Below are 13,793 nucleotides of genomic sequence, written 5' to 3'. Positions count from 1 at the left end.
AGACACGCGGACGCGCCGATCGTTGACCTAGGGGACCGGGATCCTTTCGACGCGGATGGAGAAGACCTCCTCGCGCGGCACCACGACCTCGTAGGCGCCGTGGTCGACCATCCAGTAGCCCAGCGCCTCGGCCTTCATGCCGCTGTGCCCGGTGTAGGCGATGTGCAGGCCGTCGTCGTCCTCGTCGAGGACGATGCACGGCTCGCCGCCGAACGCGCCCACGGTGCGGATGAGCACCAGCCACTCGACCTGCGACCTGGGCACCACGCGCCGCCAGTAGCCGGAGACGGCCTCGAAGCCCTCCAGCTCCGTCTCGCTGAACAGCACCACCTGGTCGTTGTCGGGGCCGAGCGCGGCGGGGAGCGTGCGCTCGCCGTAGCGGGCCACGAAGCCGGAGGCGACCGGTGCGATGTCGTCGCTCATGCGGCGGGCCGCCAGGTCAGCCCGTCGTACGCGGCGAAGGGCCGCTCGCCCTCGCCCGTGAGGTGCACGATCTCCGCCCCCGCCGGGATCGGCATGGGGACGGTGTGGAACTGCGGCACCACGTGCTCGGAGGAGGTGGTGAACCCGTTTCCGGCGAACGGCGGCGCGTCGCTCCAGTCGCCGCCCATGTGCGGCCCGTACGGCACCGCGTAGGTGTCGACGTCGCGGGCGAACCAGCGCATGACATAGAGCTCGGGCACCTCGGCGAACAGCTCGGAGCCGTCGAAGGACAGGTCGAGCCCGTAGTAGAGGGCCTCAGGGGTGGTCAGCCTGACGCAATCCTGCACTCGGTAGACGTAGCCCGAGATGACCGTGCGCTTGCCCGACAGGTATGGCACGAGCAGACGCGGCGGGACCACCTTCTGCATCTGCGTTCCGCTCACAGTCCTACTTTACGATCGCTTGACCCCGGCGTGGACCGCGTGGGGGTCACAGCACGCGGTGTTCGAGGCAGGGGAGCATCGCCCTGGCGGTGGCCGTCCACTCCTGGTCGACCTCGACGACCCGCACGCCGGGGCCGGTGCCCAGGTCGGAGCGGACGACGCCGAGCGGGTCGACCAGCATGCTGCGGCCTACCCCGAACCCGTCGGACGACTCCGCCGGGTTGGGCGCCTGGCCGACGGCGGCGGTCCACATGGTGTTCTCCAGGGCTCGCGCCCGGACCAGGGTCACCCAGTGGTCCTCCTTGAGCGGCCCCGACCCCCACGCGGCGATCACCGCGAACAGCTCGGCGCCCTTGTCGACCAGCGCCCTGGCCAGCTCGGGGAAGCGCACGTCGTAGCAGGTGATCAGGCCCACCTTGAGGCCCGCCAGCTCCACCACGGCGGGCTCGGCGCCCGGCGCGACGAGGTCGGACTCCTTCGCGCCGAACGAGTCGAACAGGTGGATCTTCCGGTACGCCGCCTTCAGCTCGCCCCGGGCGTCGATCGCGACGGCGGTGTTGTGCACCCGGTCGTCGCCGGGCTCGAACACGCCCGCGATCACCGCCAGCCCGTGCTCGCGGGCCGCGTCGGCCAGCCCGGACACGAACGGCCCGTCGAGCGGCTCGGCCAGCGTGGTGATGCGCCGGCCGTAGCGGGTGAGCGTGGCCTCGGGGAAGATCGCCAGGTCGGCGCCCTCGGCGGACGCGAGCGCCTCCCTGACCCTCTTCAGATTGGCGGCGGGGTCAGGGGAGACCGGGATCTGGCAGAGGGCGATTCTCGTCACGGCCCGACTTTAACCGGTTGGGCACCACTCGAAACCAGGTCAGGCAGCGCCATATCCATTCGAGCGGCCCGTACCTGAAGGCCGACAGCCACCACCTGCTGAACAGGGCCTGCGCGACCAGCGTGACGACCGTCAGCCCCACGACCGACCAGCGGGTGCGGTCGGCCTCCAGCAGCGGCAGGGCCAGGGCGATGATCGCCGTGCCCGACACGTAGTTCGTCAGCGCCATCCTGCCCAGCGGCTCCAGCACCGCTGACAGCTTCGGCCGCAGGATCAGCAGCAGGCCCAGCGCGTACGCCGCCGCGCCCGCCAGGGCGGCCACACTGTAGACCGTCCAGTCGTGCGTGCTCGTCCAGGCCGCCGTCAGCAGGAGCGTGGCCAGCGCGGCGGCCGCGAACCCGGGCAGCAGCAGCGACCGGGGCGGCCGCAGCTGCCACAGGCCCATGCCGACCAGGAACAGCCCGGGGATCAGCAACGGCCCGCCGCCCACGGCGGGATGCACCGCCCACCCGACCCCCACCAGGCCCAGCAGCAGCACGGGCAGGCCGGGCGGCAGGAACGAGGCGGGCAGCAGCACCAGCGCGCCGTAGAAGGCGTAGTCGGTCAGCACCTCGCCCTCGTAGAACTGGTGCTGGATCATCCCGAAGCAGAACAGCCAGAAGAGCCTGCTCAGCAGCGCCCAGCGGCTGTTGCCGCGCAGGAACAGCAGGAAGCTGATGCCGAACAGCAGCGAGAAGATCGGATAGAACCGGCTCTGGAACAGCCCTTCGATGAGCCAGTCGAGCCCCACCGGGTGCGTCTTCTTGATTTCGACGTGCTGCCAGGTGTTGACCAGCATGATGCCGCCCACCGCGAAGCCGCGCAGGGCGTCGAGTTCGTGGATGCGTGTTCTTACGGTGCCCGTCCTTACAGTGCCCAGAAGAACCACCATACGAGGAAAGCGGCGCTGACGACGGCCGCCGCGAGCTGCGGCCACCGCCGGTGGCGGATCAGCACGGCGCCCGTGAGCACGGCCGATGCCACGGCCAGCGCCGAGTAGGGCACGGCCAGGGCGGGCAGGCCGACGGCCGGCGCCGTCTCGTTCACGCTCATCATCGACAGGACGGACTGGACGACGAGGCCGGTGAACGCCACGCCGGCCAGCCCGCCGAACGCGGCCAGTGCCCTGCCCTTGAGCGCGCCCGCGACGAGCTGGATCAGGCTGGCGAGCGCGAACAGGGCGAGCGGCGCGGCCAGCCACGGCGTGCCGGAGATCTGGTACGGGGCGCCGGTCGGGTGCAGGTCGTCCGCCTTGATGGAGTGGTCCGGGTCCTGGCAGGGGGAGCCGGACGGGCGGGCGGGGTCGGCGACGAACGCGGCCATCTGCCGGCGGGCGCAGGGGCTCGACAGGAAGAGGGCGTGGGACTGGCGGGGGAACTCCTGGAAGCGGGCGTTCGGCAGCGCCTCGGCGGCGGGCTTCGCGGTCCTCGGGGGTGTCGTGGGGTCGTACCGGCCGCCGGCGACGTAGACGGGCGCCTTCACGGCGGGCGGGTTCGCCGGGGCGGCCTTGGGCAGTTTCCAGGCGTCGCACACCGCCTTGTCCGCATTGATCGTGAAGAGCCGGGAGTCGGTGGCGAAGGTGTTGAACGGGACCTCGTCCTGGCACTGCACCGCGTGGTACAGCCCGAACTCGTGCGAGACCAGCCCCCCGCCCACGGCGTCCGCCAGCGGCCGCAGCACCTCGTCGTGCCCCCGCGCCAGCGCGGTCACCATGGCCGGCGCCACCGCGGCCACCTCCGCCTCGTGCAGCGCCTCCGCCAGGATCGCCGCCACGTCGTCGCCGCTCATCCGGGCCGTGAACTCCCTGCCGGCCAGCGGGTCCATCGTCGGCACCCGGGCGGGCGAGCGGTTGAGCCGCGCCCGCATCTCCTCGAACCGGTCGCGCACGCCCAGCAGCGCCATCGTGTCGCCCAGGTTCCTGGCGGCGTCGTCGTACCAGGCGACGCCGGCGGGCAGGTACGAATCGAGCAGCACCGACCGCACCCCCTCGGGGTCGGCCGCGGCCACGTCCGCCATCACGCGGGTGGAGTAGCTGACGCCGAACAGGTTCCACGACTTGTAGCCGAGCCGCTCCCGTAACGCGACGACGTCGGCCGCGATCTCCTTCGTGGTGTACCCGCGCAGGTCGATCCCCTGCTCGGCGAGCCGGTCGCGGCAGCGCACGGCGGCGGCGCCCACGTCGGCCGGCGGCTGACGCAGGCGGCCGAGCAGCGCCTGCGCCGTCTCCGGGCAGGCGAGCACGGGCTGGGAGTACTTGCTGCCGCGCTGCTCCACGGTGACCACGTCACGATCGGGGAACATCTGGCTCAGGAACCCCGTGAGCTGCATCGACGCCGACCCGGGGCCGCCGCTCATGTAGACCACGGGATCGGGCCTGCGGCCGGGGGCCGTCGAGAGGTGCACGGCGTACCCGACCTTGATCTTGCGCTCGGGGGCGTCCCGACGCTCGGGAACCTCCAGGAAACCGCAGGTCGTGTGATCGGGCACGGGGACAGGGCAGGGGACCCCCGGGGCGTTCGCGGGGGACAGGACGGGAGGCGCGGACAGGGCGAGGGCGAGCACGACCCGAATGATCACGGGACGAGACTAATAGTGTGGGGCCGTGACCGAACCACTTGTCAGCAGGATGCGTGCCTTCGGCACGACCATTTTCGCGGAGATGAGCGCGCTCGCCGTCCAGACCGGAGCGATCAACCTCGGCCAGGGCTTCCCCGACACCGACGGGCCGGCCGCGATGCTCGACCGCGCCGTCCAGGCCATCGGCGCCGGCGCCAACCAGTACCCGCCGGGGCCCGGCGTGCTGGAGCTGCGGCAGGCGGTGTCGGAGCACCGCGCGGCGCACTACGGGCTCACCTACGACCCGGTGGGCGAGGTCCTGGTCACCGTCGGCGCCACCGAGGCCGTGGCGGCGAGCGTGCTCGCGCTGTGCGAGCCGGGTGACGAGGTGATCGCCTTCGAGCCCTACTACGACTCCTACGCCGCCTCGATCGCCCTGGCGCAGGCCAAACTGGTGGCGGTCACGCTCAGGCCCGTCGAGGGCCGCTTCACCTTCGACCCCGACGAGCTGCGCGCCGCCGTCACCCCGCGCACCCGCGCCATCCTCGTCAACTCCCCGCACAACCCCACCGGCACGGTCTTCACCCGCGACGAGCTGACCGTCATCGCCGAGCTGTGCCAGGAGCGCGGGCTGATCGCGATCACCGACGAGGTGTACGAGCACCTCACCTTCGACGGGGTCGAGCACGTGCCGATGGCCACGCTGCCCGGCATGCGCGAGCGCACGGTGATGATCTCGTCGGCGGGCAAGACGTTCTCCGTCACCGGGTGGAAGACCGGCTGGGTGTGCGCGCCGCCCGCGCTGGTCACGGCGGTGCAGACGGTCAAGCAGTTCCTCACGTTCACGGCGAGCGCGCCCTGGCAGCTCGCCGTCGCCTACGGGTTGCGGCACGAGATGGAGTGGGTGGCCGCGCTCGGGGCCGGGCTGCAGGACAAACGCGACCGGCTGATGGAGGGGCTGTCGGCGGCAGGGTTCTCGGTGCTGCGGCCCGCGGGCACGTACTTCGTCCAGACCGACATCCGGCCGCTCGGCTTCACCGACGGGCTGGAGCTGACGCGGCGGCTGCCCGAGCTGGCCGGGGTGGTGGCCATTCCCACGCAGGTGTTCTACGACCACGCCGAGCGGGGGCGGCACTTCGTCCGGTTCGCCTTCTGCAAGAAGGAGGAGGTCATCGACGAGGCGGTGGCGCGGCTGAAGCGGCTGTCCTCCTGACTCAGTCACCCTGCCAGTACGGGGTGTGCGCCACGACGTCCGCCGGCATCCGGAGCCGCCCGTCCTCCACGAGGAGCGGGTCGATCCGCGTGCTCTCGCTGAAGCGCAGGTAGCCGACGAACGGGCCGGGGCCCGCCGAGTGGCGGCCGAGCCAGCCGAGCAGGGTTCTCACCCAGTAGAACTGGTCGGGATGGACGGTGTGGCGGACCGTCAGCGCCCAGCCGGCCGGCTCCCGGCGGACCAGCTCGGCCACGAGGGCCCCGCCCACCTGCCAGGCGGGGCCGCGCCGGGCGAACAGGGGCTCCGGGTCGTCGGTGATCCACTCGCAGGCGGGGTCGTCGGGGTCGCCGAGCGGGTAGGTCACCGCGTACTGGTCGCTGCCGATCGGCAGCCGCTCGGGCAGCGGGCCCTGGCCGAGGTGCCAGCGCAGCTCGGCCAGCTCGTCGTCGGTGATGGCGGCGGTGAGGTCGAGGCACAGCGTCAGCTCGTACAGATCTCCCACCCGGCGCACTCTAGACGCGCGCAGCCTCTCCCCGCGCCGGGCGGAGGCCGTCGAAGACGACCGCCAGCGTGCGCGTGCGCAGGCCCTCGTCCCAATGGTGGTGCTGCGCGGCCAGGCACGTGGCGCTCAGCAGCGCCAGCAGCTCCTCCATGCCCACGTCGCCGCGCACCGCCCCGGCCCGCTGCGCCCGCGTCAGCAGCGTCTCGATCGCCCCCTTGATGTCGGGGGAGCCCGCCTTGGCGTCGATGCCGGCCGCCGCCAGCGCATCCACCAGCACCTTCTTCATCGTCGAGTCCGCCACGATCGTGGTGAAGTACTCGAAGAACGCCGCCCCCGGATCCTCGGCGGTGGCCAGCTCGCCGGCCCGGTCGGCCAGCCGCCGCATCCGGTCCTCCACGATGGCCTGGTACAGCGCCTCCTTGGTGGGGAACTGCCGGTAGATCGTGCCGACCCCGACCCCGGCCACCTCGGCGATCTCGCGCATCGACGCGGCCAGGCCGTCCCTGGCCAGCACCGTCTCGGCGGCGTCCAGCACGCGGGCACGGTTGCGTTGCGCGTCGGCGCGCATCATCGCCATCACTCCTCATTGACATCCGGAACGAGTGTTCCGTATCGTCCATCCGGAACAAGCATTCCGATTCTAGGGGATCCCTCATGGACTACCTGAACCTGGGACACTCCGGCCTGCGCGTCTCCCGCGCCTGCCTGGGCACCATGAACTTCGGCACCGAGCACGGCCTGGCCGCCAGCGACGAGGCCGAGGCCGGACGGATCATCGACGCGTTCGCCGAGGCGGGCGGGAACTTCATCGACACCGCCGACCTGTACCACCGCGGCGAGACCGAGGAGATAGTCGGCCGCGCGCTGAAAGGCCGGCGCGAGTGGATCGTGCTGGCCACCAAGGGCGCCATGCCGGTCGGCACCGAAGGACGCGGCCTGTCGCGCCGCCACCTCACCCGGGCCCTCGACGCCAGCCTGCGCCGGCTCGGCACCGACTACATCGACCTCTACCAGTGCCACCAGTGGGACCCTTCGACGCCCGTCGAGGAGACCATGGCCACGCTCGACGGCTTCGTCAAGGCGGGCAAGGTGCGCTACCTCGGCTGCTCCAACTTCACCGCCACCCAGATCGTCGAGGCGCAATGGGCCGCCGCCCGCGTCGGTGGCACTCCGCTCGTCAGCCTCCAGCCCCAGTACTCCCTGGTCCAGAGGGTCATCGAGGCCGAGATCCTGCCGGCGTGCGAGCGGCACGGCCTCGGCGTCGTCGCGTACGGGACGCTCGGGGGCGGCGTGCTGGCCGGCCGCTACCGGCGCGGCCAGGCCCCCGACGCCGGCAGCCGCATGGGCCGGCTCCTCGGCCACTCCATGCCCGGCGCGAACCGGTGGGCCGAGTCCCTGCTCACCGAGCGCAACCTGGAGATCGCCGAGGCCGTCACCCAGGTCGCGGCCGAGCTCGGCACCACACCGTCCAAGGTCGCGCTGGCCTGGGTCGCGGGCCGGCCCGGGGTGACGTCCGTGCTGCTCGGCCCCCGTACGGTCGAGCAACTGCGCGAGAACCTGGAGGCGTTCGACCTCGACCTGCCCGCGCCCGCGCAGGCCCGGCTGGACGAGATCTCCCGCGCCGACCTGGGCCCCATGGACGGCTCCTTCTTCCACCTCGTCCCGCGCCGCTGATCACCGCTCCCGGTAGAGCACCAGGTGCTCGTGGTAGAGCACGCCGTCACGGACGTCCCCCGTGGCGGTGAAGCCGGCGTCGTCGAAGTAGTCGAGGTGGGAGCCGGTGACGGTGTACCGGCCGGTGTAGGCGCGCTCCCGGCCGTCGCGCGCCTCCTCGTACCGGCCGTCGGGCAGCAGCTCCTGCCGGATCCGGCCGTCGGCGGTGACCCACATGCCGACGTACGGGTGCGGGGCGCCGCCCGAGCCGGTCGTCGTGGTGAGCAGGCCGAGGGTGAGCAGCATTCTGCCGATCATGGGAACCTCCGTCGTCCCGGGTGCTGGTCGAGACGAGTCTGCCCAGGCCGGCGCGGCCGAGGGAGAGGTGAGGAACTCCTAGGAGGAACGCACCCAGGCTGGCGGCCGGGCTCAGCGCGCGGGCCGCTCGCTCACGCCCGCCTCGTCCAGTGGCGTCAGCGCCGCCGTGGCCTCCTCGTGCTCCATCCCCGTCGCCTGCAGCAGGTCCACCACCACGGAACGGAGCTGCGCGATGATCACGTGGGCCGAGAAGCCCAGCCCGTCCGGCCGTTCCCTGGCGGCCACCGCCAGCAGCGCCTGACGGGCCAGGGCCGGCTCCCGGCCGGCGCCGAGCTCCAGTTGCAGCAGCAGCGCCGCCTCCGACACCTCGCGCATCGCCTCCGCCAGCGCGGCCGGCGGCGGGCTCGACTCGCCCAGAGAGGCCAGAGTGCGCCTGCACAGCACCCTGGCGTTGCGCAGCGCCAGGTCCACCGGCACGGCGGCGGTCTCGTAGCGGGCCAGGCGGGCGCGCCGGTGCCAGTGCAGCGGCGAGATCATCGTGATCTCCTTGCTGGTCTCCAGCGCCGCCTCGAACTCCTCCACCGCCGCCTGCGTCGTACGCGCCTCCTCCAGCGCCTCGGCGGCCAGGTCCGCGTCGCGTTTCTCGATGGCCTCGGCCGCCCGCTCCAGCACGGTGGACAGCGCGTCGAGCACCCCCGACAGGTGTTTGGCGGCGATCGTGAACGGGCTGGCCGGCAGCAGCGCCACCGCCGCGATCCCGATGACGCCGCCGGTGAGCGCGTCGGCCATGCGGTCGAGGCCGCCGGCCCCGTCGCCCGGAACCAGGGTCGCCACCAGCACGGCCGACGAGCCCGCCTGCGCCACGAACAGGGCCCCGCTGTTGAGCAGCACGGCCACCGTCATGGCCAGCGCGACCACCAGGGCGAGCTGCCAGGCGCCCGAGCCGATCCACGACACCAGCAGGTCGCCGACGCCGACGCCGAGGCTGACCCCGACGACCAGTTCGACGACCCGCCGCAGCCGCTGCCCCAGGCCGACGCCGACGCAGATCAGCACGGAGATGGGGGCGAAGAACGGGCGGGGGTGGCCGAGCAGCTCGATGGCGGCGGTCCAGGCCAGGGCGGAGCCCACCGCGCACTGCGCGATCGACGGGGCCGTCAGGCCGAACGTGCCCAGCCGTTCCTTCACAAGATCGCTGAGCCTGGTAAGCACCCCTCCACCTTCGCTGATCTTTATGACGTTAAGGTCACGTTTGCCCCGGCTAAGTCCTTTTCGTCAGGTGCGGGGCGCCCGCGCGAGGAACGCGTCCACCACGCGCAGGAACTCCTTGCGGGCGTCCATGTGCACCAGGTGCCCCGCCTCGACCCGCACCAGCTCCGCGCCCGGGATGCGCTCCGCCAGGTCCGGCTCGAACGGGCTGCGCGTGCCCGACAGCACCAGCGTCGGCGCCGTGATCCTGGCGAGCCCCTCGACGTAGGCGGGGTCGGGGTCGATGAGCTGCCGCTCGGTGTCGTGCATCATCCGCCAGTCGAAGGCGGCCGGCCCGTCCTCCACGATCGGCGGGCGCCCCGTGATCGGGTACGCGGGCGGCGGGTCCTCCAGGACGAGCCGCTCGATCAGGTCCGGACGGCCCATCGCCACGTGCGCGGCGACCACGGCGCCGAGCGAGTGCCCGACCAGCCGGACCCGTTCCACGCCCAGGTGGCCGAGCAGCGCGACCACGTCCGCCGCCATCTCCGGCAGCGGGTACGAGCCCGGACGGTCGCTGGCCCCGTGGCCCCGCAGGTCCGGCGCGAGCACGTGATGGCGGGCCGCGAAGTGCTGGGTGATGCCGTTCCAGTCGTTGTGGTCGGCGGTGCGCCCGTGGAGCAGTACCAGCGCAGGAGCGGCGGGGTCGCCTTCCTCCCGGTACACGAGCCTGATCCCGTTGACGTGTGCTTCGCGAATCACAGCCCGACCCTATGAGAGCCCCGACCTCATGAGAGCCCCGACCTTATGAGGGCGCTGAGCGCACCTTGACATCACCGCCGGGCTTCATGGGCACACATTGACCATGAACCCCGCCGACCCGCTCGGTAGCGTGGGGACCCGCCACCAGCAGAAAGGGCAAGGCATGCCGGACCCGATCGAAGTGCGCAAGGTGCCGATCGAGAGCGTCACCGACGCCTCCGGCCTGTCCAGGCTCATCGCCGACGGCGTCATCGAGGCGGAGCGGGTGCTGGCCGTCATCGGCAAGACCGAGGGCAACGGCGGCGTCAACGACTACACCCGCATCCTCGCCGACCGCGCCTTCCGCGAGGTCCTGGCCGAGCACGGGCACCCCTCGCCCGACAGCGTGCCGCTCGTCTGGTCCGGCGGCACCGACGGCATCCTCAGCCCGCACGCCACCATCTTCGCCACCACGGCCGACGCGCCCGCCTCCGAGGAGCCCCGCCTGTCCGTCGGCGTCGCCATGAGCGAGGTCATCCTCCCCGAGGACATCGGCCGGCCCGCCATGGTCGAGAAGGTCGCCGCCGGCGTCCGCGAAGCCATGAAGATCGCCGGCATCGACGACCCGCGCGACGTGCACTACGTCCAGACCAAGACGCCGCTGCTCACCCTGGCCACCATCACCGACGCCAAGAGCCGCGGCCGGGACACCGCCATCGAGGAGACCGGCCCCTCCATGGACCTGTCCAACTCCACCACGGCCCTCGGCATCGCCGTCGCTCTCGGCGAGATCGAGATGCCGGCCGCCGGCCAGATCCACAAGGACCTGTCGCTGTACTCGTCGGTCGCCTCCTGCTCGTCCGGGGTCGAGCTGGACCGCGCGCAGATCGTGCTCGTGGGCAACGTCCGGGGCATCGGCGGGCGCTACCGCATCGGTCACAGCGTCATGAAGGACGCCCTCGACGCCGACGGCATCTGGGAGGCCATCCGCGACGCCGGCCTCCCGCTGCCCGACCGCCCCCATCCTTCGGACCTCGGCGGGCGGCTGGTGAACGTCTTCATGAAGTGCGAGGCCGACCCGTCCGGACGGGTGCGCGGCCGGCGCAACATCATGCTGGACGACTCCGACGTGCACTGGCACCGCCAGATCAAGGCGGCCGTGGGCGGGGTGGCCGCGTCGGTCACGGGGGATCCGGCGGTGTTCGTGTCGGTGGCGGCCGTGCACCAGGGGCCGTCCGGCGGCGGGCCGGTGGCCGCGATCGCCGACCTGGGGTGAGGGAGCGCGGGGCACACGGCTCGCACCCTTTGGTGACGGTGCGCGTACATCTACCTATGTAGAGTTCGACACATGCAGGACCGCCTGAGGATGACGATGCCCACGCAGGCGGTGCTGCGCGCCCTGCTCGCCGCCCCCGAACGCGAGCGCTACGGGCTGGAGCTGTGCGAGCTCGCCGGGCTGCCCAGCGGCACGCTCTACCCGATCCTGGCGCGGCTGGAGCAGGCCGGGTGGGTGGAGAGCCGGTGGGAGGAGCCGGAGACGCACGTCACGGAGGGGCGCCCGCGGCGCCGCTACTACCGGATCACCACGGACGGTGCCGAGCAGGCGCGCGAGGCGATCGCCAAGGCTTACCGGTCGCGGCGGCAGCGGGTGCCGGGATGGGTGGTGGGGTTGTCGTGAGCGATCATCTCCAGCCTCTGCTGCGGGTCGTCGGGGATGCGCTGGCCGAGGAGCAGCTGCGGCTGGTGCTCAGGGCGTACGAGGTGGCCGCCCGCTGGCACGACGGGCGGTTCGCCGCGACGGGAGCCCGTACATCACCCATCCGGTCGCCGTCGCGGTGATCCTGGCCGAGCTGCGCATGGACCACGAGCTGCTCTGCGCGGCGCTGCTCCACGAGGTGCTGGAGGCGACGGCCTGCCCCGAAGAGGAACTGGCCGCCGAGTTCGGCCCGGTGATCATCGGCCTGCTGCGCGCCATGCGATGCGGCTTCGCCCGGCGCACGCCACCCGAGTGGCCTGTCTCCATGGACAAGCGCTTGCTCACGCTGAAGCTCGCGGATCGGCTGCACAACCAGCGCACGATCGGCGGCCTGCCCGAGGCCAGGCAGCGGGTGAACTCGCGGGAGAACCTGGAGGTCGTCGCGCCCGTCGCGGCCCGCCTGGGGTTGCCGCAGGTCGAGGAGGAGCTGCGGCGGCTGGCCCTGGCGAACCTGTCCGGGCTCGGCGGCGCGCACGTCTCCTTCGGGGTCGTCGCCGCGGGCGCGATCCTGCTTCCGCCGGTGGCGCGGACCAGGTGGGTGGAGGAATGGCTGGGCGAGCTGCTCGCGCTGCCCGGCGGCAGAGCCCGGTTGCGGTTCGCGTTCCGGCTGCTGGCCGGCATGCCGCGCATGGCGCTGACGCTGCGCCGGCACGCCGCCCTCCCGCGCGGCGAACCCGCGGCGGTGCGCCTTCTGCGCTGGGTCGTGCGGTCGGATCTGCGGGCGTGGGCCCTGCTCGCGCCGCTGCTCGGCTGGCTCGTGCTGGACGCGGCGGCCGACCGGCTCGCCGACGCCGTCGTCATCGCCATCACCGTGCCGCCCGTGCTGACGGCGGCGATCCACACGGTCCGGGCCAGGCTCGGGGACGGGGACGGGGACGAACGCGAGTGACCAGGAACGCGGCCGGGATCGGGGGCGGTGGCGGGCGCCGGTAGTCTCGGACGTTGTGCCGAGCATCCCGCGACCCCTCGACCCGAACGACGACGGCGGCGCCGCCCCCGCCGTCGCCGCCGCCCTGGCCGCCTACCAGGAGGGCACGGCCGGCCCCGCCGAGGTGCTGAACGCGCTCAGCGGCGCCCGCCTGCTGGTGCCCGTGGTCGCGTTGCTGACCGAGTCCGAGGTGGGGGAGCACGGGCTGCGGCAGGAGAAGGAGAGCGAGATGGCCCTGCCGAAGCTCGTCGGGCAGGACGGCAGGCAGGCGGTGCTCGCGTTCACCGGCACGCAGGCGCTCACCAAATGGCGGCCCGACGCGCGCCCGATCCAGGCGACCACGCTGCAGGTCTGCCAGGCGGCCGTGCAGGAGCGGGCGGCGGCGGTCGTGGTGGACGTGGCGGGGCCGGTGCAGTTCGTGATCGAGGGCGAGGTGCTGGCGGCGCTGGCCGCGGTCGAGTCGGGGACAGTGAGCGAGCTGGCCGGCGTGACCGTGGCCAAGGTGGAGGAGGCCCCGCCGCGCAAGCGCCGCTGGTTCTCCAGGAAGCGCTGACCGTCCCATACCCACTGTGCATGGCCGGGCGCGGGCGGCCCGCGGGCGCGGTTAGCGTCGGCCGGGTGGTGGCACTCATGGCGCTGGCCGGCCTCGTCTGCGGAGACCGCATCAGGGCGCTGGCCGCCTCCTACTCCGGCGAGCCCGCTCTCGCCCGCCCCTGGCCGGCGCTGGAGCTGGTCAGCGCCGCCGTGGCCGCGCTGGCGGGGTGGCGGGCCGGGCCGCCGTACGTGTGCTTCGCCGTGATCGCCGTGGCGCTGGCCGTCATCGACTGGCGGACCAGCACGCTGCCCGACGCGATCACGCTACCGGCGTACCCGATCATGGCGGTGGCGCTGCTCCCCACAGGGGAGCTGCCCAGGGCGCTGGCCGGCGGGGCGGCGCTGACGGCGGTGTACGCGCTACTGTGGCTCGTCAGACCGGAGGCGATGGGGCTCGGCGACGTCAAGATCGCCGGGCTGATCGGCATGGCGACCGCCGCGCTGAGCTGGCAGGCCCTGGTCGTGGCGGCCTTCTGCGGGCAGCTGCTCGGCGCGGTCTACGCGCTCTGCTTGCTGGCCACCGGCCGGGCCACCCGGCACACCGAGTTCCCCTTCGGCACCTTCATGCTGCTCGGCACGCTCCCGACACTCTGTCTCGGATGGTGATCGAGGGACA

Annotated in this window: 18 protein-coding genes; 8 read left to right on the top strand and 10 right to left on the bottom strand. The window is 72.6% G+C overall.

The window, feature by feature from the left end; all coding sequences use genetic code 11:
• Nucleotides 1-27: 27 nt before the first annotated feature.
• From HCN51_RS07130 to HCN51_RS07110, 5 genes are read right to left on the bottom strand one after another with little or no spacing between them, the layout of a single operon-like run.
• Nucleotides 28-423 (bottom strand): hypothetical protein, encoded by a 396-nt coding sequence (locus HCN51_RS07130; RefSeq protein WP_080036447.1) that lies wholly within the window; start codon nt 421-423, stop codon nt 28-30.
• The gene (locus tag HCN51_RS07125; protein WP_230465947.1) at nt 420-866 is read right to left on the bottom strand and encodes a hypothetical protein; all 447 of its coding nucleotides are present in this window, start codon (nt 864-866) and stop codon (nt 420-422) included. The genes HCN51_RS07130 and HCN51_RS07125 overlap by 4 nt, the downstream gene beginning before the upstream one ends.
• A 46-nt stretch (nt 867-912) precedes the next feature.
• Nucleotides 913-1,689, bottom strand: a complete 777-nt coding sequence (locus HCN51_RS07120) for a nitrilase-related carbon-nitrogen hydrolase (RefSeq protein ID WP_168007946.1) — start codon at nt 1,687-1,689, stop codon at nt 913-915.
• A complete protein-coding gene (locus HCN51_RS07115) occupies nt 1,649-2,620 on the bottom strand; it encodes a DUF418 domain-containing protein (protein ID WP_080036450.1) in 972 nt (323 codons plus the stop codon). Before HCN51_RS07115 ends, HCN51_RS07120 begins: the two co-directional genes overlap by 41 nt.
• Complete coding sequence (locus HCN51_RS07110; protein WP_168007944.1) at nt 2,596-4,305, bottom strand: alpha/beta fold hydrolase; 1,710 nt, start codon at nt 4,303-4,305, stop codon at nt 2,596-2,598. The genes HCN51_RS07115 and HCN51_RS07110 overlap by 25 nt, the downstream gene beginning before the upstream one ends.
• Before the next feature lie 25 nt (nt 4,306-4,330).
• Here HCN51_RS07110 and HCN51_RS07105 point away from each other — a divergent pair, with 25 nt between their 5' ends.
• Complete coding sequence (locus HCN51_RS07105) at nt 4,331-5,497, top strand: pyridoxal phosphate-dependent aminotransferase (RefSeq protein WP_168007942.1); 1,167 nt, start codon at nt 4,331-4,333, stop codon at nt 5,495-5,497.
• A gap of 1 nt (nt 5,498) precedes the next feature.
• Here HCN51_RS07105 and HCN51_RS07100 read toward each other — a convergent pair whose 3' ends face one another.
• Complete coding sequence (locus HCN51_RS07100; RefSeq protein ID WP_168007940.1) at nt 5,499-5,999, bottom strand: hypothetical protein; 501 nt, start codon at nt 5,997-5,999, stop codon at nt 5,499-5,501.
• A 10-nt stretch (nt 6,000-6,009) separates the two neighbouring features.
• Nucleotides 6,010-6,576, bottom strand: coding sequence for a TetR/AcrR family transcriptional regulator (locus tag HCN51_RS07095; protein WP_168007938.1), 567 nt, complete (start codon nt 6,574-6,576; stop codon nt 6,010-6,012).
• Between the two features lie 77 nt (nt 6,577-6,653).
• Between HCN51_RS07095 and HCN51_RS07090 the strand changes: the two genes are divergently transcribed.
• Complete coding sequence (locus tag HCN51_RS07090; RefSeq protein ID WP_168007936.1) at nt 6,654-7,673, top strand: aldo/keto reductase; 1,020 nt, start codon at nt 6,654-6,656, stop codon at nt 7,671-7,673.
• Here the strand turns inward: HCN51_RS07090 and HCN51_RS07085 are convergent, their stop codons facing one another.
• From HCN51_RS07085 to HCN51_RS07075, 3 genes are all read right to left on the bottom strand, one after another.
• Nucleotides 7,674-7,970 carry an Atu4866 domain-containing protein gene (locus HCN51_RS07085; RefSeq protein ID WP_186404300.1) on the bottom strand — a complete coding sequence of 99 codons (297 nt, stop codon included), beginning with the start codon at nt 7,968-7,970 and terminating at the stop codon, nt 7,674-7,676. It abuts the gene before it with no gap.
• A 111-nt stretch (nt 7,971-8,081) separates the two neighbouring features.
• The gene (locus tag HCN51_RS07080; RefSeq protein ID WP_168007934.1) at nt 8,082-9,182 is read right to left on the bottom strand and encodes an FUSC family protein; all 1,101 of its coding nucleotides are present in this window, start codon (nt 9,180-9,182) and stop codon (nt 8,082-8,084) included.
• A gap of 63 nt (nt 9,183-9,245) precedes the next feature.
• Entirely contained in the window at nt 9,246-9,920 is a 675-nt protein-coding gene (locus HCN51_RS07075) for an alpha/beta fold hydrolase (RefSeq protein ID WP_346433559.1), read from the bottom strand.
• Between the two features lie 163 nt (nt 9,921-10,083).
• On the opposite strand from HCN51_RS07075, the gene bar reads away from it, so the two are divergent.
• The 6 genes from bar (at nt 10,084) to HCN51_RS07050 (ending at nt 13,783) form a co-directional block, all read left to right on the top strand.
• On the top strand, nt 10,084-11,175 hold the full coding sequence (gene bar, locus HCN51_RS07070; RefSeq protein WP_168007932.1) for a barbiturase: 1,092 nt from the start codon (nt 10,084-10,086) through the stop codon (nt 11,173-11,175).
• A 72-nt stretch (nt 11,176-11,247) separates the two neighbouring features.
• Nucleotides 11,248-11,577, top strand: coding sequence for a PadR family transcriptional regulator (locus tag HCN51_RS07065; RefSeq protein ID WP_240972512.1), 330 nt, complete (start codon nt 11,248-11,250; stop codon nt 11,575-11,577).
• Nucleotides 11,574-11,738: a hypothetical protein gene (locus tag HCN51_RS59150; protein ID WP_240972583.1), complete on the top strand. Its 165-nt coding sequence runs from the start codon at nt 11,574-11,576 to the stop codon at nt 11,736-11,738. Before HCN51_RS07065 ends, HCN51_RS59150 begins: the two co-directional genes overlap by 4 nt.
• The gene (locus HCN51_RS07060; RefSeq protein ID WP_240972571.1) at nt 11,672-12,544 is read left to right on the top strand and encodes an HD domain-containing protein; all 873 of its coding nucleotides are present in this window, start codon (nt 11,672-11,674) and stop codon (nt 12,542-12,544) included. The genes HCN51_RS59150 and HCN51_RS07060 overlap by 67 nt, the downstream gene beginning before the upstream one ends.
• Before the next feature lie 55 nt (nt 12,545-12,599).
• On the top strand, nt 12,600-13,136 hold the full coding sequence (locus HCN51_RS07055; protein WP_168007928.1) for an SseB family protein: 537 nt from the start codon (nt 12,600-12,602) through the stop codon (nt 13,134-13,136).
• Between the two features lie 65 nt (nt 13,137-13,201).
• Complete coding sequence (locus HCN51_RS07050; protein WP_168007926.1) at nt 13,202-13,783, top strand: prepilin peptidase; 582 nt, start codon at nt 13,202-13,204, stop codon at nt 13,781-13,783.
• Nucleotides 13,784-13,793: the final 10 nt, after the last annotated feature.

Origin of the sequence: Nonomuraea composti, from assembly GCF_012034275.1 — a bacterium.
Taxonomy (GTDB): Bacteria; Actinomycetota; Actinomycetes; order Streptosporangiales; family Streptosporangiaceae; genus Nonomuraea; species Nonomuraea composti.
This window is presented reverse-complemented; position numbering and strand designations above follow the sequence as displayed.